The following is a 19,756-nucleotide window of genomic DNA, read 5'->3' as shown; positions in this document are numbered from 1 at the left end:
AAGCAGTACCTTTGCACCCGTTATGAAAAAGGATATAATAAATAAGAAAATGATTGCATTGGCGCTGGCTTCTTCTGTTGCGCCAATCTCCTTGTGGGCTGGTACAAGCAATGTCCTGTCCCTTGATAATAAAAGAGTAGATAACACTGATTTCAAAGTATTCACCGATAGCAGCAAGGTGTTTGATATCGACGAGGTGGTTGTGGTTTCACAACCGAAAGAGAACTATCGTCTTCGCCAGCAGTCACTCAGCAGTACTTCTGTTGGTGGATTTCAGATACAGAAACTAGGCACCCGCGATTTGCGCGAGCTTTCTAGTTATATCCCTAATTTTGTAATGCCTAACTATGGCAGCCGTCTTTCCAGTGCTATGTATGTGCGTGGCATTGGCAGTAGGGTAAACAGTCCTGCGGTAGGCATCTATCTGGATGGCATCCCGGTGATGAGCAAGTCTGCCTTCAATCTTCATCATTATCAGACTTCCCGTATTGATGTCTTGCGTGGTCCTCAGGCTACTCTCTATGGCCAGAACACAGAGGGCGGACTGGTGCGCATCTATTCCCGCAATCCGTTTGAATATGAGGGAACTGATTTGAAGTTGAGTTATGGTTCCCGATATTATCGTAATGTAGAGCTGGCTCATTATCACCGTATCAATGACCATCTGGCGTTTACGGTAGCTGCCTTCAATGATGCACAGAAGGGATTCTTCAGAAATACGAATACCGGCAACAGAGCCGACAAGTATGATGAGGCTGGAGGAAAGATTGTGCTGAAGGCAAAGCTCAACAGAGGCTGGAACGTAGATGTTCTTGCCAACTATCAGTATGTTGATCAGAATGGATTCCCTTATGGCAAGCTGGATTTGGAGACAGGTAAGGCTGCACTTCCTTCCACCACCTTTGACGGAACCTATTTGCGTCATTCCTTTATCTCGGGTGTTACCGTGAATCATACAGGAGCTGATTATAGCTTTGCTTCTACCACAAGCTATCAGTATCTGAAGGATAAGATGAATATGGATCAGGATTATCTTCCTGCCGATTATATGAGCATCCTGCAGGAGCAGCTTCAGAACTCGCTTACCCAGGAATTTACCTTGAAGAGTAATCGCGCTGTGGGCGGTTTCTGGAATTGGACTGCGGGTGGCTTCTTCTCTTATCAGTGGCTGAAGACCAATGGACCGGTCTTCTTCAATGAGGGTATGACTCAGCCTATCGGCAATGCTATTCAGAAGCAGATGTATAATGCGATGCTCAATGCCATGGCACAGAAGATGATGGCACAGGGTATGCCGGAAAAGGCTGCCAAGGCTGCAGCTGCCAAGGCTATACAGAAGGCTGGAGGCGTATCCATGAATGTGAATATGGGTGCACCGGGATTGTATCATACACCCCAGTGGAACCTGGGATTCTTTCATGAGAGCAACTTCAATATCACCGATCGCCTTACTGCCACCTTGGGCTTGCGCTATGACTTGATGCATACTGCCATCCATTATGATGCCAGTGCCTATATGCAGATGACTGCCAATGTAATGGGAATGTTGGCTACCAATGTTTTGGATTCTTCGCTGGATCACGAGGTGAGTGACGATTATGGCCAGCTTTTACCGAAATTCGGACTTAATCTGAAGATTGATGAGCTGGGCAGTAATGTGTATGCTACTGTAAGCAAGGGCTATCGTGCAGGTGGATATAATATCCAGATGTTCAGCGATGTGCTACAGACCGAACTGAATGCCAATCGTAATCAGGCAATGCGTGGGGATTATCATATTCCGCATACCGAGGAGGATTATCAGCGTATTGATAAGACCATCGCCTACAAGCCGGAGACTTCCTGGAATTATGAGGCTGGTGCTCATCTGAATCTCTTCGATCACATGCTGCACATCGACTTGAGTGCTTTCTATATGAAGGTGACCAACCAGCAGCTCTCTGTCATGGCGGGCAATTATGGCTTCGGACGTATGATGGTGAATGCCGGAAAGAGTCACAGCTGTGGTATTGAAGCAGCTTTGAGAGGACAGCTTTTCGATGGAAAATTTGATTGGGCAATGAGTTATGGTTATACTCGCAGCAAGTTTGATAAGTATGTGGATGGAGAAGGCGAGGATGCCGTGGACTATAAGGGCAAATACGTTCCTTACGTGCCACAGCATACAATGGCTGCGATGGCAGACTATCGTCTTACCGACTGGCTGACCTTCGGTGCAAACGTGAATGCACAAGGCAAGACCTATTGGGACAATGCAAATACTTATTCCCAGAAGTTATATGCAGTTTTGGGAGCACATGTTGATTTGAATTTCAAGGCTTTCAATGTAAGTTTCTGGGGTAGAAATCTCACAGACACCAATTATAATACCTTTGCGGTAGATAATTCAGCTACAGGCACGAAAGAATATTTTGCCCAGCGAGGCAATCCTTTCCAATGTGGTGTGGATGTGAGATTCCATTTCTAGTAATCGCTATTCGTTATTGTCGTATCCGTCTGGGATTTTCTTTCCCAGAGCGAGTGCGACAATGACTTTAGCCCCCGATTTTTCTAGTTTTTCAGCAAATCTAACAATTGATCCTCCAGATGCGATAATGTCATCGAAGAGGATCACTTGTTTTCCCTGGAAGAATGTTTCATCTATATGAAGTGTATCCACTTCATCTCCATCCTCATCCTTTGTAGTTGTGAAACTGAATGCGTTGTAGGCATTCTCCATACCTGTTGCCGCACATACCTGTTCGCTGAACTTGCGGAATCTTCGCTCTGTATGCTTTTGGGTTGAGGCTGGCAGGCAGACCAGAGTGAGTTGTGAAAGGGTAGGGAGTGAGTTAGTGGTTCCCTCTTTTCCGGAAAATACCGACTTTAGGAAAGAAGACACCGAGTCGATGGCCTTATCGACAGCTTGCTGATGGTCTATCTCGGTAGTGAGTTCCGAGTTACCCTTGAAGTTGACGATGAGGTCGCGCTTTTCCCATTCTTCTGCTGAAAGCTCGAAGGTGCCGAATGCGCTGAAAGCAGCGTAATCTACTAGCCAATTGTAGTGAAGGCCATTGCTGAGGCAAGGCCATGATGCGATGTTAATGCTTTTTTCTGCCATAGACAAGATGTTTATAATCGTTCTTCTTTATAGTTTTCTTGAATAGATATTGCTTCCGTTGTCTTTATAGATCAGTACAAAAGTATGAATATTTTTTGAAATGTCGGCATAAAATAGCTTTTTTTTTCATTTTAGACTATTTTTTAGCAGATTCTACTTTGATTTTAACAAGATTTCTAGTAACTTTGCACCCCGAAACCTGATAGGCTTCACGTTTATGGTATAAATAATCATGATTTTTTAAAAATACAACAAATGACGAGAAAAACAAAAATGCATGAGTTGCGCGACTACATCATTATCGGTCTGGCAATGATAGAAGGTAGTATCGGACTCAATTTATTCCTCCTCCCTAATCATATCACGATGGGTGGAGTAGGCGGTATCGCCTCTATCTTCTGTTGGGGATTTGGCATTCCTGCCTCGGTCACTTATCTGGCGCTCAACGTATTTTTGCTGTTGATTGCATTCCGTATCCTGGGTTGGAAATTCTGTGCCAAGACGATTTATGGTGTAGCAATCTTTGCTGCGGTGACTCGCTTCATAGAGATTCATACGGTAGGTATGACTCCTTTGCTTCACGATCAGCCTTTTATGGCGACAGTCATCGGTGCCTTCTTCATGGGAAGCAGTGCTGGATTGGGTCTGGGATGTAATGGTTCTACCGGAGGTAGTGATACGGTGGCTGCAATGATCAATAAGTACTATAACATTTCTCTGGGACATGCCATCATGGTTTGCGACTTGCTCATCATTACCAGTTCTTATTTTGTGCTTCGCTCCTGGGAAATGGTGATTTATGGCTATGTCTGCCTCTTCGTGATGTCTATCACAGTAGATCATGTGGTGAATGCCATGCGCCGTTCGGTACAGTTCTTTATCATTTCTGATAAATATCTGGAGTTGAGTGCAGCCATCAATACGGCTGCCGACCGTGGCTGTACGGTGATGGACGGTCATGGATGCTATAGCGGAAAGGATGTTCACATGCTCTTCGTGCTGGCAAGACAGCGTGAGTCGCAGAAGATATTCCGCCTGATAGATGAGATTGATCCTACTGCATTTGTGAGTCAGAGTTCTGTAATCGGTGTGTATGGTGAGGGCTTTGATAGATTTAAGGTGGGCAAGAAGATTTCCTTGTCTAAAAAATAAATTTTAAAGTATTCAGATGAAAGTTGAGGGTGTGCCATAAGTCATGACACACCCTCTTTTTTGGTAGGAACTTGCAGGTGCCGTTCTGTTTTTACTTCTTTCTTTCTGTTTCCTTGATGTAGCCGTGTCGGTAAGCATAGAGAAGTTCCTGGAGATCTTCTATCTGCTTGCGTAAATCCTGACCGATATCTGTATCTGCTACGAGCATTCTTCGATTGCTCATTTCTACAATCTGGGTGGTACTCTTGATGTCGGTACCGCGTGTGATGGCATCCTCGGCACTTGTGAAAGGTTCGTGCTGTACGAGCTGGAAACCGCGAGAGTGATAAACCAGGGTGTAACCTGCTATACCCGTCTCGTTATGGTAAGCTTTGGAGAAACCACCATCAATCACCATCAGCTTTCCGTTTGCCTTGATAGGATTCTCTCCCTTTAGGGTTCTTACCGGAACGTGACCGTTGATGATATGGCGATTCTCGCCCTTCAGTCCGAAGGCATCCATGATATGGTCTATCACCTTCTCGTCGTCACGCAGTTTGAAGTAGTAGCCCTTTTCCTCTTTGTGGGTCTCCTTGTCGGCGATAAAATATCGCTCGAAGGTTGCCATCTTGCTCTTATCGAAGAGTGGACTGTCTGGACCACACCAGAGATAGAGGAAGTAATCGATGGCATACTGTTTCTCGTCAGGGTTGGAATCCTGCTGGAATGCCGTGCGAATCTGCATTCCGGTATGATGCATCAGTTCCTTGCCGCTATACTTTTCTCCAGGACAAATCTCTACCTCTTTCAATGTTCCGTCTTCGTTGAGTGGACAGGAAGCATGGAAGAGCAGGTTGTTGTTGAAGATGGCATACATACAACCATGCTGCAGCATGGTTCTGATATGCTTGTGCAGTTTCTCGCATACCATAAATGAATGGTGCAGCTTCTGTATCAGGATTTCTTCTTCCTCGCTGAGCTTGTTCGGATTCTCCGGGTCGATGGTAGGGAAGTGGCATGTGGACATTTCGTATTCCTTGCCATCAATCTCTACGGTTCCCTTTTCGTAGTTTACGTACTCAAAGAGTCGTCTGCTGTCCATTTTCCATTCTGGATGCTTGGCGATGAGCTGACCTTCTATCTTGAATTGTATCACGGCAATAGCCTTGTGCATCAGAGATGTGAGTCGCTTGGTCTTGTCATCCATAGCGGCTGCACCACCTGTCATCTTTGGCAGGAATTCTTCGCAAGGATCATCGCCGTAGGTATCCATCGCAAAGGTTGCCAATGGAATGAGGTTGATGCCGTAACCCTCCTCCAGGGTGGCGAGGTTGGCATAGCGCAGCGACAGTCGGATGACATTGCAGATACAGGCATCATTGCCGGCAGCGGCTCCCATCCAGAGTACGTCGTGGTTGCCCCATTGAATATCCCAGCTATGATAGTGGCGCATCTTGTCGAGAATGATGTGTGCTCCTGGTCCGCGATCGTATATGTCGCCGAGTATATGAAGCTGGTCGATGGCGAGTCTTTGTATCACATTGGCAATGGCTACAATGAAATCGTCAGCACGGCCTGTAGAGATGATGGTATCTACGATGACATTCACGTATGCAGCCTTGTCGTGATCTTCCGTATGCTCGTGCAAAAGCTCCTGTATAATATAGGAGAAATCGCATGGCAGTGATTTGCGCACCTTGGAACGGGTGTACTTGCTTGACACATCACGGCAAACTGCCACCAGCTGGTGAAGGGTGATGTGATACCAGTCGTCTATATCTGATTCTCTTTGCTTTACCTGCTCCAGTTTCTGTTCCGGATAGTAGATCAGGGTGCAGAGTTCACGCTTGTCCTGTTCACGCAGGGTGTTGCCGAAGAGTTCGTTCACCTTACGCTTGATGTTGCCTGATGCATTTTTCAGTACGTGCAAAAAGGCCTCATACTCGCCGTGAATATCAGCGAGGAAATGCTCTGTGCCTTTCGGCAGATTGAGAATAGCTTGCAGATTGATAATCTCCGTGCTAGCCTCAGCTATGGATGGAAACGACTGTGCGAGTAATTGCAGGTACCGCATGTCGTGATTGATATCATACTGTTTCATATTCGTAATCCTTAATGTTTGCGTCATTGTTTGCGTCAATAATTGATAAACCTAATGTTAATTGCTGAAACAACATTTCTGTTGATAAGTTATATTTCTGATGCAAAGTTACAGCTTATTCTTGAAAATAAAAAATCTTTCGGCATATTTTTTCGGAAATATTTTGTAGTTTCACTTTTTTGCATTACTTTTGCAAACGTGTAGGATGATAAGTCCGGTATCGGAATCGATTTCTGCCGGGCATCAATCCTCACTTTCATATAAATAAAGATAATATCAATTATTCAATAGACTAGCAATATGAAACAAACAATTTTGGTAACTGGCGGTACTGGTTTTATCGGTAGCCACACCACAGTAGAGTTGCAGCAGGCAGGCTACAACGTAGTAATCGTTGATGACCTTTCAAACTCAAAGATTGAGGTTCTTGACGGTATCGAGAAGATTACAGGTATTCGTCCAGCTTTCGAGCAGGTTGATCTTCGTGACAAGGCAGCTACAGAGGCTGTGTTCCAGAAGTATCCTGCTATCGAGGGTATCATTCACTTTGCTGCCAGCAAGGCTGTAGGTGAGAGTGTACAGAAGCCTTTGTTGTACTACCGCAACAACCTGGTTTCGCTCATCAATCTGCTTGAGTTGATGCCAAAATATAATGTAAAGGGTATTATCTTCTCTTCTTCCTGCACCGTTTACGGTCAGCCTAAGCCAGAGAACTTGCCTGTAACTGAAGAGGCTCCTCATCAGAAGGCTACTTCTCCTTATGGCAATACCAAGGAGGTGAACGAGCAGATCATCGCAGACTATATCCATAGCGGTGCCAACATCAAGAGCATCGTCTTGAGATACTTCAACCCAATCGGTGCGCATCCATCTGCAGAGATTGGTGAGTTGCCAAACGGTGTGCCAAACAACCTGATTCCTTACGTAACTCAGACTGCTATGGGTATTCGCAAGGAGCTTACCATCTTCGGTAACGATTATGATACTCCTGATGGAACCTGCATCCGCGACTATATCTATGTAGTTGACCTCGCCAAGGCTCACGTTTGCGCTATGGCTCGTGTACTCGACAAGGAGACAGAACCAATTGAGTACTTCAATATCGGTACAGGTAACGGTAACTCTACTCTCGAAATCGTTGAGACATTCGAGAAGGCTACTGGCGTGAAGTTGAACTGGAAGTACGGTCCACGTCGTGAGGGCGATATCGAGAAGATCTGGGGCGATTGCACCAAGGCTAACGAAGTATTGGGCTGGAAGGCTGAGGCTAAGCTTGAAGATGTCTTGGCTTCTGCCTGGAAGTGGCAGCAGAAGCTCCGTGCCGACGGAATTATGTAATTACGGTTAAATATATATAAAAAGAAGGAACTTGGCATCTGGAATGATGGCAGGTTCCTTCTTTTTTTATATCTTTGCAGGAAAGTATTTTTTAACGTAAAAGAGCAGGAGAATGAAGAAAAATATACTTACCATATTGATGATGCTATGCATGATGTTTGCTGTGCCTATGGTTTCTTCGGCACGGACAGATGCTGAGGAAATGATAGACATGGAAGTGCAGAAGATTTCCTTGACTTATTCCGGAGGCGTTATGCATATCACCGGAGCCAACAACCAGATCGTTACCATCTACAATCTGGCTGGTGTCGCCGTGAAGTCTTTCAGGGTAGAGGGACAGGACAAGCGCTTTAACCTTTCGCTCTCTGACGGTGTCTATATCATCAAGGTAGGAACCTCCTTTACGAGAAAGATTCTGGTTAGACGTTAACTGTTGACTTCTTTTATCATTCATATACGTTTCGTGAAAATACTTAGAATTTTGCCATTCCTGCTCTGTTGGGTCATTCTGTCGTGTAAGCAGCATGAACCTAATGAAAATCAAAACTTGACGTTAGAATACTATCAGGAGATGGTGAACCCAAACTATGCAATCAATTCCAAAACGGTAAGGAGATTGATGGATAGCTTGATGAACAATGATTCGGGTTCTACTGTTGCCGACTTGCATACCAAGAGATATTATCGCAATCATGGAGGATTCCTTTGGGTTGACCGCCATGGAATAGATCATCGTGCAGATACGCTGCTGACCTATCTGCAGAAGGTGGATGAAATGGGATTCAAGACTAAGCATTTCTATGTGAATCAGATTACTCAAGATCTGGAAAGACTCCACAACTTGAATTTGGGGGAAGGCAACGAGGATATCAACCATGTAATGGCTCGTCTGGAATACAGGCTTACCAAGTCGTATTTGAGATATGTAGGCGGTCAGAGATTTGGATTCGTCAATCCGTCATTCGTCTTGAATCGTCTGGACAGCATCGATCCCAATCCATACGATTCCATCAAGCGACCAGTGAGATACCGTGGTCTTTTTGATGTGAAGATGCAGCATGCCAGTGATGCTTTTTTTCATCTTGCTCTTCAGCAGTTGAGAAGTAGGGTGGATGTTGATGGCGAAGAAACTGAGAAAAGCAGATTGGCGGCATTCTTGAAGGATGTTCAGCCAAAGTCTCCTTTCTATTATACGTTGCAGGAAAAATTGAAGTCGGAAGGTCTTGACAGAAATCAGAGAATGAAGATTCTTGTGAATATGGAGAGATGCCGGTGGAGGGAGGCTGACAGTCCTGCCAGACATAAGAAGTATGTGCTGGTTAATATACCATCTTTTCATCTTTATGCCATAGATGAGCAGGATACGCTTGCGATGAAGATTGGATGTGGCTCTACCAAGACCAAAACTCCGATACTGAACAGTTATATCAAGCGAATGGATCTGAATCCGAAGTGGTTTGTGCCTCGCAGCATCATGATCAAGGATATGGTGCATCATGCAGGGAATCCGGCTTACTTCAATGCGCGCAATTACTATATCTCTGATCGGTCAACGGGCAAGGAGGTAGATCCGGCTCAGGTTACAAGAGCCATGCTGCTTTCCGGCAAGTATGGTGTGGTTCAGCGTGGTGGAAAGGGAAATTCGTTGGGAAGAATCATTTTCCGTTTCGATAATAACTTCTCGGTCTATCTGCACGATACATCGAGCCAGGCTGTGTTCAGCCGGGAAGACAGAGGCGTTTCGCATGGATGCATAAGGGTAGAGAAGCCTTTCGAACTGGCTAAATTCCTGCTTCATGAGAAAAACGAAAAGCTTATCCAGCGAATCAACTATTCGATGACAGCCGATTCTCTAAAGATTAAGAAATTAGTGGTTGGATCGGTAAAGGTGGAACCGCAGATTCCGCTCTTCATCACGTATTACACGCTCTATCCATTTGCCAAGGGGGTGGTAAGCTATCCCGATGTCTATGGATATGATGGTGTGATATTTGAGCAATTAAAAAAATATCTATAGCCGGAAAGTAGGCAAGTAATAAGAATTAAAGAATTAGCTTTATAAAATTAGAAAACTTCATGATACTCAGTGATAGAGAACTGGTAGAGATGCTTCGGGAACCACGCACCCGGCGAGAAGGATTCGCAGTGCTGGTTAAGCAGTATAGTGAAAAGCTATACTGGAAGGTGCGTCGTATCGTGCTCAGTCATGAAGATGCTAATGATGTTCTTCAGAATGTATTCATCAAGGTATGGAGTAATCTGCAGAATTTTCAGGGAAAGTCTTCGCTCTCTACTTGGCTTTATCGTATTGCTATCAATGAATCACTGGATTTCCTGAGAAAACAAAAACTGGCAGATAAAGTAAGTGCTGATGAAGATGTTTCCGTGGCATCCAGGTTGATGAGCGACGAATATTTTGATGGTGATGAAGTGCAGACCAGGTTACAGGAAGCGGTGGCAAGATTGCCTGAAGTGCAGAGAACGGTTTTTAATCTTAAATATTTTGAGGAAATGAAGTATTCTGAGATGAGTCAGATTCTCAATACCAGTGAAGGTGCACTGAAAGCTTCTTATCATCTGGCAGTGAAAAAAATAACAGAATATTTGCATCTGTTTGATTAAACCTTATGAGATGTAAATCGTCTATTCAAATAAAAGAAGAAAGGATATTGCAATATGATGAACGAAGAGAAAAAAATAAATGATATTTTCGGCAAGGAAAACCATTTCAAGGTTCCTGAAGGTTATTTCGATAACTTTGCAGAACAGATGATGGCAAAGATTCCTATGCAGGAATTTGATTCTCCTGAAGAAACTGATAAGGATTGTCAGGAGAATAAGGCTAAGTTCGTGCATTTAAGCCTCTGGAGACGTTTGCCTCTCAGAAAGATTGCTGCCGTCTTAGCCGTGACTGTTATGTTGGGTGGCGGTGTGCTTTACCAGCTTCAACAGTCAGAGAAGAAGCATCATGCAATGGCGCATAACGAAGCTCCAGCCATTGAGAGTTCACACGTCACAGATGGGGATGATGCAGCCTTTGAGCAGATGGCTGATTATACGATGATGGATAGTCAGGATTTCTATGCTCAACTTGTTGCGGAGAATTGATGTAGAATAGATTAAAAAAGACTTATAGATGAAAGAAGATAATAACAGCATGCATAGAACAAGACATCTAATCCTGATTATTGTGTCAGTTCTTGTGATGACCATGATGGGGCTGACCTGTCATGCCGAGAATTCTCAAGGTCAGCGTCCGCCATTTGACCCGAAGCGTTTTGAGGCAGAATTGGAGCAGTATATCACAACCCATGCGAGCCTCACTCCGCAGGAAGCAAGTAAGTTCTTCCCGGTTTACCGCCAGATGATGAAGAAGATGCGTTCCTGTTTTGATGAGATGCGTAGGTATCATTTCGTTAATCCGGCAGACGAGAATGGTTGTGCTGAGGCTATCCGCCGCCAGGACGAGTTGGATATCGAGATGAAGCAGTTGCAGCAGGAATATCATAACAGGTTTATGTATATCCTGCCTGCCAGCAAGGTGCTTAAGATCATTAAGGCAGAAGAGAAGTTCCATCGTCAGGCGTTTAAGAGAGCCAGACAGTGGCACCAAAATCACCCTAAGCATGTGAAAAGATAATGTATAAAGTCGCAAAGGTGTTATTTATAGTAACATTTTTGCGATTTTATTTTGTTGTTTCCCCAAATTATAGTAACTTTGCACATCAGAAACAAAAATATATAATATAATAAGGTATGTACAGAACACAAACTTGTGGAGAGCTTCGTCTCTCTGATGCTGGCAAGGAAGTTACACTTGCCGGATGGGTACAGCGCTCAAGAAAGATGGGTGGTATGACATTCGTTGACTTGCGCGACCGTTATGGTATCACACAGTTGGTTTTCAACGAGGCAGATGATAAGGCCTTGTGTGATGCTGCCAATAAGCTGGGTCGTGAATATTGCATCCAGATCAAGGGTACAGTTAGTGAGCGACAGAGCAAGAATCCTAAAATGGATACTGGTGATATTGAAATCCTGGTAAAGGAGCTGAATGTGCTCTCTCAGAGTCAGACTCCTCCTTTCACTATCGAAGATAATACTGATGGCGGTGATGATATTCGCATGAAGTATCGCTATCTCGATTTGCGCCGTCCTGCGGTTCGCAAGAATTTGGAGTTGCGTCATCGTATGTGTATCTTGATTCGCAACTTCCTCGATTCACAGAACTTCATGGAGGTTGAAACTCCTATCCTCATCGGTAGTACACCAGAAGGTGCTCGCGACTTCGTTGTTCCTTCTCGTATGAATCCTGGTCAGTTCTATGCTCTTCCACAGAGCCCTCAGACACTGAAGCAGCTCCTGATGGTAGCAGGTTTCGACCGCTACTTCCAGATTGCCAAGTGCTTCCGTGATGAGGACCTCCGTGCAGACCGTCAGCCTGAGTTTACTCAGATCGACTGCGAGATGAGCTTCGTAGATCAGGACGATGTTATCGATCTTTTCGAGGAAATGGCTCGCCATCTCTTCAAGGAGATTCGTGGCGTAGAGCTTCCTAAGCTGGAGCAGATGACATGGCATGAGGCTATGCGCCGTTTCGGTAGCGATAAGCCAGACCTTCGCTTCGGTATGGAGTTTGTAGAGTTGAAGGATGCTTTCACAGGCAAGGGTAACTTCTCTGTATTCGATGAGGCTAAGTATATTGGTGGTATCTGTGTTCCTGGTTGTGCGGACTATAGCCGCAAGCAGTTGAACGAGTTGACCGACTTCGTAAAGCGTCCACAGGTAGGTGCCAAGGGTTTGGTATATATCAAGTATAATGCAGACGGCACTGTGAAGAGTAGCATCGATAAGTTCTATTCTCCAGAGGAGCTTGCAGAAATCAAGACTGTAATGGGTGCCAACGATGGCGACCTCGTATTGATTTTGAGTGGTGACAATGCCAATAAGACTCGTATCCAGCTTTGCTCACTCCGCCTTGAGATGGGTGATCGTCTGGGCTTGCGTGACAAGAATGTGTTCAAGTGTCTTTGGATTGTTGATTTCCCTCTCTTCGAGTGGAGTGATGAGGAGCAGCGCCTGATGGCAACACACCATCCATTCACCATGCCAAATCCTGATGATATCCCATTGCTCGATGAGCATCCAGAGCAGGTTCGTGCCAAGGCATACGACTTCGTCTGCAATGGTATCGAAGTGGGTGGAGGTTCTCTCCGTATCCACGATACTCAGTTGCAGGAGAAGATGTTCGAGGTTCTCGGTTTCACGCCAGAGCGTGCTGAGGCTCAGTTCGGCTTCCTGATGAACGCCTTCAAGTATGGAGCACCACCTCACGCAGGTCTTGCTTTCGGTCTTGACCGCTTCGTGAGCATTATGGCTGGTCTCGACAGTATCCGCGACTGCATCGCATTCCCAAAGAACAATTCAGGTCGCGACGTGATGCTTGATGCTCCTTCAGAGCTGGACCCAAAGCAGCTTGATGAGCTGGAGATTAAGCTTGATTTGAAGGATTAATTATCAATTGCACCGCATTTATCTTGATGTAAGTCAAAAAATGCGGTGCAACTTCTTGTGTACAAGCACTTTTCTGCTTTAAAATGCTAAAATTTAAATTATTTTTTTTAATTTTGCAACCAGAATAATTAAGGAAATGCTTACGAAACAAACATTTCTCAGAACAAATTATTACTAAAGACATGGTAGAAAAGAAAGCAACAACTAAGACAGCTGCCAAGAAGACAGCTACTAAGAAGGCTACAGCAGCAAAGACTGCTACAGCTACAAAGAAGACTTCTACAGCTAAGAAGGAAGTTATCTATTTGACTGCTGAGAACGCAGGTTTCCGTGCTGGTGATGTTTACCAGGCATTGGCAGCAGCAGAACAGTCTCTCTCTTTGGAGGAGATTGCTAAGCAGGCAAAGATTAGTGTTGAGGATGCTATCCTTGGTATCGGATGGCTCTTCAAAGAGGGTAAGATTAAGGAAGAGGACAACAAGGTAGCTCTCGCTTAAATAAGAACCTTAAGAGCCGCAGTTTCTTAACTTAGTGGAAGAAACTGCGGCTTTTCTGTTTTTTATTCAAAATTCTTTTCACCATAACCATCTAGCATAATTTATATGAAATTAGAACAAGAAATATTCAACGTTTTGGTACAAGCCGGCAGTCAAGGTCTCAAGTTGGAGAAGATTGTCCGTCATGTTTATAATTCTTGTAACTCGATTTTTACTCCTCTAGATTATAAATATGTGTATGGTTTTGTTTCTCAGTATCTCATCAAGAATTCCAAGAACCCAACTTCTATTATAGAGAAAGGCAAGGGATATGGAGTTTACCGTATCAACTATAAGAGTTCGGCTATGCAGCAGCTGATGCTTGATTTCTCTTCTGCCTCTATACAGAAAGAGGAGGATGACTGCGAGAACAGCAAGCAATCGCAGGAGCTTGATCTCTTTGGTAATTGATAGAAGTCTGGTAAGTTATCTAACTAAGTTACGTTATCTAACTAAGTTAGTTACGTTGTCTAACGAAGTTAGTTGCGTTGTCTAATGAAGTTAGTTGCGTTGTCTAACGAAGCTATGTAAGTTATCGAAAGGAGCAATAGAAGTTGTCTGAAGAAGCAATGGAAGTTGTCTGAAGAATTAATTCTTGTTTTCGGGTTCGTAGGCTTTTCCAACCGCACAACAGCTGTTGTGCGCTTGCATAACAGCTGATATGCGCTTGCACAACAGCTGATGTGCGAGTGAAATACACCTGTTGGGCACCAACTTATTTGATTGCTTTTTTATTGGGGGGAATCTATCAGTTTGTTCGTATTATATTTGTATGATGAGTAATGGAAAGAGCATTTCTATCAAATGCATTTCTATACTTTAGGTTTAGTAATAACAAACAATTTTAAATAACGGACAAATGGCTAGAAGATATTTATTAGGTTTTGACGTTGGTTCAAGTTCTGTAAAGGCATCTCTTACAGATGTAGATAGTGGTGAGATTGTTGCTTCTGCATTCTATCCTGATCATGAAGCACCTATCATGGCAGTAAAGGCAGGATGGGCAGAGCAGGATCCGCAAATGTGGTGGGACAATGCCAAGTTGGCTCTCAAGAAGATTATGGCGGAGTGTGGAGCCAAGGGTGAGGATATTCTTGCTATTGGTATTTCCTATCAGATGCATGGTCTGGTTTGTGTGGATAAGAACCAGCAGGTTTTGCGTCCATCCATCATCTGGTGCGATTCCCGTGCAGTTCCCTATGGCGAGAAAGCATTCCATGATTTAGGCGAGGAACTCTGCTTGCGTAATCTGCTCAATTCTCCAGGTAACTTTACCGCTTCCAAACTGGCGTGGGTTAAGGAGAATGAACCTGAGCTCTTCGATAAGATAGATAAGATTATGCTCCCTGGTGATTATCTGGCGATGAAACTATCCGGTGAGGCACAGACTACTATCAGCGGACTTTCTGAAGGTATGATGTGGGACTTCAAGGCAAAGAAACCAGCCAAGTTCCTGCTTGATTATTTCGGATTCGATGAGAGTATGCTCGCAAATATTGTTCCTACCTTCTCTGTTCAGAGCGTAGTCTGCAAGGCTGCCGCTGAGGAACTTGGTCTGAAGGAGGGAACTCCTATCTCTTACCGTGCAGGTGACCAGCCTAATAATGCTGTCAGCCTGAATGTGTTCAATCCTGGTGAGATTGCCAGCACCGCAGGTACTTCCGGAGTTGTCTATGGTGTGCTCGGTGAAGTCAATTACGATCCAAAGAGTCGTGTCAATACCTTCGCACATGTTAACTATACAACGGAACTCGACCGCTTGGGAGTGTTGCTCTGTATAAATGGTACTGGTATCCTGAATGCTTGGGTACATCGTAACATCACGCCTGATGTAAGCTATGCAGATATGAACGATATGGCAGCCGGTGTGCCTATTGGCAGCGATGGTGTGAAGATTATTCCTTTTGGAAATGGAGCAGAGCGCGTATTGGAAAATCGTGAAGTGGGCTGTTCTATCCGTGGCTTGAGCTTTACCAAGCATAATCGTGCCCATATCGTAAGAGCTGCACAGGAAGGTATCGTATTCAGTTTCTGCTATGGTATGGAGATTATGCAGCAGATGGGTATGGATATCAAGAAGGTTCATGCAGGAAAGGCAAACATGTTCCTCAGTCCTCTGTTCCGTGATACCCTGGCAGGTGTGAGTGGTGCAACCATCGAACTTTACGAGACCGATGGTAGTGCTGGTGCTGCCAAGGGAGCTGGTATCGGTGCGGGTATCTATAAGGATCACGATGAGGCGTTTGCATCTCTTAAGAAATTGGCGGTAATTGAGCCTGATGAGGCAAATCGCAGTGCTTATCTTGAGGCTTATGCTGACTGGAAGGCTGAACTTGGAAAGCTCTAAGCTTTGCATTGATACTGGAAGTGTTCGAAAAACCGAGTTTTTTCAAAATATGGTAAAGGATGGAATAATTTTCCATCCTTTATTTGTTTAAACCAATTATTTTTATTACTTTTGCGGAATATTATATAAAAAGGTATAAATATGGCTCATAAAAATAATCATTTGGTAATTATGGCAGGTGGAGTAGGCAGTAGATTCTGGCCTATGAGTACCGTGGACAAGCCTAAGCAGTTTATTGATGTCTTAGGAACAGGTCGTACACTTTTACAGCTTACATTCGATCGTTTTGAGGGTGTCTGTGACCCGGAGAATGTTTGGGTAGTAACCAATAAAAAGTATGCAGCCCTGGTTCACGAGCAGTTGCCTGAGATTCCTGAGGGTAATATTCTGCAGGAACCATGCAGAAGAAACACAGCTCCTTGCATCGCCTATATCAGCTGGCGAATCAAGGAAAAGGATCCTCATGCAAATATCGTTGTATCTCCTTCCGATCATATCGTTACCAATGCCAACGAATTCAGAAGGGTGATAACATCTGCCTTGAAGTTTACTGGTGAGACTGACAGCATCGTTACTTTGGGAATGAAGCCTACCCGCCCAGAGACAGGTTATGGCTATATTCAGGCAGATCTCCGTACCCCTTCAGCCCGTAACAAGGAAATCTTCCGTGTTGATCAGTTCAGGGAAAAACCAAATTTGGAGACAGCTACTCAATATGTTCAAGATAAGAGTTTCTTCTGGAATGCCGGTATCTTCGTGATGAGTGCCGCAACCATCGTCAATGCCTTCCGTGTTTACCAGCCAAGCATTGCCAAGATTTTCGAGAGCATGCGCAGTATTTATGGTACAGACAAGGAGCAGGCTGAAATTGATCTGCGTTATCCTGAGTGCGAGAATATCTCTGTTGACTATGCTATCATGGAGAAAGCGGAGGAAATCTTCGTGATGCCTGCCGACTTTGGATGGAGTGACCTCGGTACTTGGGGAAGCCTCCTGGCACAGAGCCATAAGGATATGTATGGCAATGCACTGATTGGAGATAATATCCAGATGGTGGAATCCAAGAACAATATCGTTCATACCATGAATGAGAAGAAGGTTGTTATCCAGGGCCTGGATGGCTATATTGTAGCAGAGGAAGACGGAACGTTGCTTATCTGCAAATTGTCTGAGGAACAGCGAATCAAGATTTTCTCAGGTAGTGAGAAGTAATGATTGATATCTATATATACAAAAAAACTCTCCATTGAAGTTTGAACCTCAATGGAGAGTTTTTTTTGTATATATGTGCTTCTGAAAGAAGTTTATTTCTTCTTGATACCCTTATAGGCAATAAAGGCTACGACGACTACAGCCAATGCTAAGATGACATAACCAATCTCGTGGCTATACTGTACAGCCTGCTGATAAACGTCATGGGTTGTCTTATAGTCGGTGTATTCGTAGATACCCCAACCGATGGCTGCCAATACGGTGTTCCATACACCTGCACCGATAGTGGTGTAGAGCAGGAACTTGCCCACGTGCATTCCGGCAAGTCCTGCAGGAATACTGATGAGCTGGCGAACGGCTGGCACCAATCTTCCAAAAATGGTAGAGGCTGCACCATGCTTGCGGAAATACTCCTCAGCTACTTCCACCTTTTGGCGGTCGATCAGGCACATGTGACCGATTCGGCTATCAGCAAAGCGATAGATGATAGGGCGACCTACCCATTTAGCCAAATAGTAGTTGATGAGGGCACCCAGGTCTGCACCGATGGTAGCAAACACGATGACCAGAATAAACGACATTCCGCTGTTTGGATCCATAGCTTTCCAGGCTGCAGGTGGAACAACCACCTCGGATGGGAAAGGAATGAAAGAGCTTTCAATTGCCATAAACAGTGCAACCACCCAATAATTCAAGTTATCCAGAATCCAAAGAAAAAGATCTGCTGTATTCATAATTATTAATTATATTACTTATTCTGCTTAGCCCAAGTATCCTTCAAGCCAACAGTCTTGTTGAATACAGGCATCTCATCAGTAGTGTCAAGGTCAGCCATGAAGTAACCGATGCGCTGGAACTGGAGATACTCTCCCGGCTTCTTAGTTGCAGCATATTCCTCTACATAGCACTCCTTGAAATCGTGGTAGCTCTCTGGGTTGAGCAATTCACGGAAGTCGCGCTCGTCAGCAGATGGGTTTTCGATGGCGAAGAGACGGTCGTACTCGCGTACTTCTGCCTTTACGCAGTGGTCGGCAGATACCCAGTGAAGAGTACCTTTCACCTTGCGGTTGGCACCTTCCATTCCGCTCTTGCTGATAGGGTCGTATTCTGCCTGAATCTCTGTGATGACACCGTTCTCGTCCTTGGTACAGCCTGTACACTTCACGATATAGGCATTCTTCAAGCGAACTTCCTTTCCAGGAGTCATACGGAAGAACTTCTTTGGAGCATCCTCCATAAAGTCGGCACGCTCAATCCAGAGGTTCTTTGAGAAGGTAATGGTATGTGTGCCATCTGCCTCGTTCTCTGGGTTATTGATTGCCTCCATCTCCTCGCTCTCACCCTCTGGATAATTGGTGATGACGAGTTTCACTGGGTCGAGTACGGCACTTACACGGCAAGCCTTCTTGTTCAAGTCCTCACGAACTGAAGCCTCCAGAAGAGCCATATCATTGAGGGCATCGAACTTGGTATAACCGATGCTGTCGATGAACATGCGGATACTTTCAGGTGAATAACCGCGGCGACGCATACCGCAAAGTGTTGGCATACGAGGATCATCCCATCCATTTACCAGGTGCTCATCTACCAGAGTATGGAGCTTACGCTTGCTCATTACTGTATAAGTGAGGTTCAAGCGGTTGAACTCAATCTGGCGAGGACGGTTATCGTTCAATACGTCATCGCTGCCATCCATCTCCTTCAGGAAGTCGACGAACTTGTCGTAGAGTGGACGGTGAGGAACAAACTCCAAGGTACAGATAGAGTGGGTAACACCCTCGAAATAGTCGCTCTGTCCGTGTGCGAAGTCGTACATTGGATAAGCGTGCCACTTGGTACCTGTACGGTGGTGAGGAGTCTGGATGATGCGGTACATGATTGGGTCGCGGAAGTGCATGTTTGGATTAGCCATGTCAAGCTTCGCACGAAGTACCATACTTCCTTCTACAGCCTCAGGAGTGTTCATTTTCTCAAAGAGAGCAAGGCTTTCCTCAATAGGACGGTCGCGATATGGGCTGGCAGTACCAGGGGTTGTAGGAGTACCCTTCTGGGCTGCAATTTCCTCTGCAGTCTGCTCGTCGACATAAGCATGTCCCTTCTTGATCATCCATACAGCAAACTCCCACAACTTCTCAAAGTAGTCTGAAGCATAATAGATGTTGCCCCACTTAAAGCCGAGCCACTGGATGTCTTGGAGGATATTTTCTACGTATTCGTTGTTTTCCTTACTTGGGTTGGTGTCATCAAATCTGAGGTTGCAGACACCCTTGTATTTTTCGGCTACACCGAAGTCCATGCAGATGGCCTTGGCATGACCGATGTGAAGGTAGCCGTTAGGCTCTGGTGGAAAACGGGTCTGGATTCGACCAGCGTTCTTACCTTCCTTGAGGTCTTCCTCAACCAACTGTTCTACGAAAGAGATGCTCTTTGTTTTCTCCTCGATTTTGTTTTCTTCATTAATTGCCATATTCTATAGA

The 19,756-nt window shown here is 44.8% G+C and carries 17 protein-coding genes; 13 read left to right on the top strand and 4 right to left on the bottom strand.

Translation table 11 applies throughout. The features are described 5' to 3' along the window. Positions 1 to 49: 49 nt before the first annotated feature. The gene (locus DXD25_RS11100; RefSeq protein WP_187360474.1) at positions 50 to 2,467 is read left to right on the top strand and encodes a TonB-dependent receptor; all 2,418 of its coding nucleotides are present in this window, start codon (positions 50 to 52) and stop codon (positions 2,465 to 2,467) included. Positions 2,468 to 2,473: 6 nt separating this feature from the next. Here DXD25_RS11100 and DXD25_RS11095 read toward each other — a convergent pair whose 3' ends face one another. Beyond that, on the bottom strand, positions 2,474 to 3,100 hold the full coding sequence (locus DXD25_RS11095; RefSeq protein WP_117663560.1) for a phosphoribosyltransferase: 627 nt from the start codon (positions 3,098 to 3,100) through the stop codon (positions 2,474 to 2,476). Positions 3,101 to 3,355: 255 nt separating this feature from the next. Here DXD25_RS11095 and DXD25_RS11090 point away from each other — a divergent pair, with 255 nt between their 5' ends. After that, entirely contained in the window at positions 3,356 to 4,252 is an 897-nt protein-coding gene (locus DXD25_RS11090) for a YitT family protein (protein WP_117663559.1), read from the top strand. Between the two features lie 91 nt (positions 4,253 to 4,343). Here DXD25_RS11090 and DXD25_RS11085 read toward each other — a convergent pair whose 3' ends face one another. Further along, positions 4,344 to 6,332, bottom strand: a complete 1,989-nt coding sequence (locus tag DXD25_RS11085; protein ID WP_117663558.1) for a fructose-1,6-bisphosphatase — start codon at positions 6,330 to 6,332, stop codon at positions 4,344 to 4,346. 300 nt (positions 6,333 to 6,632) lie between these two features. Here DXD25_RS11085 and galE point away from each other — a divergent pair, with 300 nt between their 5' ends. The 11 genes from galE (at position 6,633) to DXD25_RS11030 (ending at position 17,279) form a co-directional block, all read left to right on the top strand. After that, positions 6,633 to 7,670, top strand: coding sequence for a UDP-glucose 4-epimerase GalE (gene galE / locus DXD25_RS11080; RefSeq protein ID WP_117663557.1), 1,038 nt, complete (start codon positions 6,633 to 6,635; stop codon positions 7,668 to 7,670). 112 nt (positions 7,671 to 7,782) lie between these two features. After that, complete coding sequence (locus DXD25_RS11075) at positions 7,783 to 8,100, top strand: T9SS type A sorting domain-containing protein (RefSeq protein WP_117663556.1); 318 nt, start codon at positions 7,783 to 7,785, stop codon at positions 8,098 to 8,100. 117 nt (positions 8,101 to 8,217) lie between these two features. Then, entirely contained in the window at positions 8,218 to 9,687 is a 1,470-nt protein-coding gene (locus DXD25_RS11070) for a L,D-transpeptidase family protein (protein WP_367379917.1), read from the top strand. A gap of 59 nt (positions 9,688 to 9,746) precedes the next feature. Next, positions 9,747 to 10,292 (top strand): RNA polymerase sigma factor, encoded by a 546-nt coding sequence (locus DXD25_RS11065; RefSeq protein ID WP_117663555.1) that lies wholly within the window; start codon positions 9,747 to 9,749, stop codon positions 10,290 to 10,292. A gap of 54 nt (positions 10,293 to 10,346) precedes the next feature. After that, the gene (locus DXD25_RS11060; RefSeq protein WP_117663554.1) at positions 10,347 to 10,778 is read left to right on the top strand and encodes a hypothetical protein; all 432 of its coding nucleotides are present in this window, start codon (positions 10,347 to 10,349) and stop codon (positions 10,776 to 10,778) included. Positions 10,779 to 10,827: 49 nt separating this feature from the next. Beyond that, positions 10,828 to 11,310: a hypothetical protein gene (locus tag DXD25_RS11055; RefSeq protein WP_117663571.1), complete on the top strand. Its 483-nt coding sequence runs from the start codon at positions 10,828 to 10,830 to the stop codon at positions 11,308 to 11,310. A 116-nt stretch (positions 11,311 to 11,426) separates the two neighbouring features. Then, positions 11,427 to 13,184, top strand: coding sequence for an aspartate--tRNA ligase (gene aspS, locus DXD25_RS11050; RefSeq protein WP_117663553.1), 1,758 nt, complete (start codon positions 11,427 to 11,429; stop codon positions 13,182 to 13,184). A 182-nt stretch (positions 13,185 to 13,366) separates the two neighbouring features. Next, positions 13,367 to 13,681 carry a winged helix-turn-helix domain-containing protein gene (locus tag DXD25_RS11045; RefSeq protein ID WP_117663552.1) on the top strand — a complete coding sequence of 105 codons (315 nt, stop codon included), beginning with the start codon at positions 13,367 to 13,369 and terminating at the stop codon, positions 13,679 to 13,681. A 105-nt stretch (positions 13,682 to 13,786) separates the two neighbouring features. Beyond that, positions 13,787 to 14,131: a hypothetical protein gene (locus DXD25_RS11040; RefSeq protein ID WP_117663551.1), complete on the top strand. Its 345-nt coding sequence runs from the start codon at positions 13,787 to 13,789 to the stop codon at positions 14,129 to 14,131. Between the two features lie 448 nt (positions 14,132 to 14,579). Next, positions 14,580 to 16,067 (top strand): xylulokinase, encoded by a 1,488-nt coding sequence (locus DXD25_RS11035; RefSeq protein WP_117663550.1) that lies wholly within the window; start codon positions 14,580 to 14,582, stop codon positions 16,065 to 16,067. 141 nt (positions 16,068 to 16,208) lie between these two features. Next, positions 16,209 to 17,279: a mannose-1-phosphate guanylyltransferase gene (locus DXD25_RS11030; protein ID WP_117663549.1), complete on the top strand. Its 1,071-nt coding sequence runs from the start codon at positions 16,209 to 16,211 to the stop codon at positions 17,277 to 17,279. Between the two features lie 92 nt (positions 17,280 to 17,371). On the opposite strand, the gene DXD25_RS11025 is transcribed toward DXD25_RS11030, so the two are convergent. Both DXD25_RS11025 and DXD25_RS11020 read right to left on the bottom strand, forming a co-directional pair. Continuing rightward, complete coding sequence (locus tag DXD25_RS11025) at positions 17,372 to 18,013, bottom strand: DedA family protein (RefSeq protein ID WP_256625989.1); 642 nt, start codon at positions 18,011 to 18,013, stop codon at positions 17,372 to 17,374. A 14-nt stretch (positions 18,014 to 18,027) separates the two neighbouring features. Next, positions 18,028 to 19,746: a glutamine--tRNA ligase/YqeY domain fusion protein gene (locus DXD25_RS11020; protein WP_117663547.1), complete on the bottom strand. Its 1,719-nt coding sequence runs from the start codon at positions 19,744 to 19,746 to the stop codon at positions 18,028 to 18,030. Positions 19,747 to 19,756: the final 10 nt, after the last annotated feature.

It is taken from the genome of Prevotella sp. TF12-30, assembly GCF_003436715.1.
Taxonomy (GTDB): domain Bacteria; phylum Bacteroidota; class Bacteroidia; order Bacteroidales; family Bacteroidaceae; genus Prevotella; species Prevotella copri_A.
Note: the sequence above shows the minus strand (reverse complement) of the source record. Positions and strands in the feature narration are given on the sequence as shown.

Bases quoted from the DNA above. Each gene is read 5' to 3' on its own strand.
- DXD25_RS11030 (WP_117663549.1), top strand. From the start codon at position 16,209: ATGGCTCATAAAAATAATCATTTGGTAATTATGGCAGGTGGAGTAGGC.
- DXD25_RS11095 (WP_117663560.1), bottom strand. From the start codon at position 3,100: ATGGCAGAAAAAAGCATTAACATCGCATCATGGCCTTGCCTCAGCAAT.
- DXD25_RS11055 (WP_117663571.1), top strand. From the start codon at position 10,828: ATGCATAGAACAAGACATCTAATCCTGATTATTGTGTCAGTTCTTGTG.
- DXD25_RS11025 (WP_256625989.1), bottom strand. From the start codon at position 18,013: ATGAATACAGCAGATCTTTTTCTTTGGATTCTGGATAACTTGAATTAT.
- galE (WP_117663557.1), top strand. From the start codon at position 6,633: ATGAAACAAACAATTTTGGTAACTGGCGGTACTGGTTTTATCGGTAGC.
- DXD25_RS11100 (WP_187360474.1), top strand. From the start codon at position 50: ATGATTGCATTGGCGCTGGCTTCTTCTGTTGCGCCAATCTCCTTGTGG.
- DXD25_RS11085 (WP_117663558.1), bottom strand. From the start codon at position 6,332: ATGAAACAGTATGATATCAATCACGACATGCGGTACCTGCAATTACTC.
- DXD25_RS11060 (WP_117663554.1), top strand. From the start codon at position 10,347: ATGATGAACGAAGAGAAAAAAATAAATGATATTTTCGGCAAGGAAAAC.
- DXD25_RS11065 (WP_117663555.1), top strand. From the start codon at position 9,747: ATGATACTCAGTGATAGAGAACTGGTAGAGATGCTTCGGGAACCACGC.
- aspS (WP_117663553.1), top strand. From the start codon at position 11,427: ATGTACAGAACACAAACTTGTGGAGAGCTTCGTCTCTCTGATGCTGGC.
- DXD25_RS11090 (WP_117663559.1), top strand. From the start codon at position 3,356: ATGACGAGAAAAACAAAAATGCATGAGTTGCGCGACTACATCATTATC.
- DXD25_RS11035 (WP_117663550.1), top strand. From the start codon at position 14,580: ATGGCTAGAAGATATTTATTAGGTTTTGACGTTGGTTCAAGTTCTGTA.
- DXD25_RS11040 (WP_117663551.1), top strand. From the start codon at position 13,787: ATGAAATTAGAACAAGAAATATTCAACGTTTTGGTACAAGCCGGCAGT.
- DXD25_RS11075 (WP_117663556.1), top strand. From the start codon at position 7,783: ATGAAGAAAAATATACTTACCATATTGATGATGCTATGCATGATGTTT.
- DXD25_RS11020 (WP_117663547.1), bottom strand. From the start codon at position 19,746: ATGGCAATTAATGAAGAAAACAAAATCGAGGAGAAAACAAAGAGCATC.
- DXD25_RS11045 (WP_117663552.1), top strand. From the start codon at position 13,367: ATGGTAGAAAAGAAAGCAACAACTAAGACAGCTGCCAAGAAGACAGCT.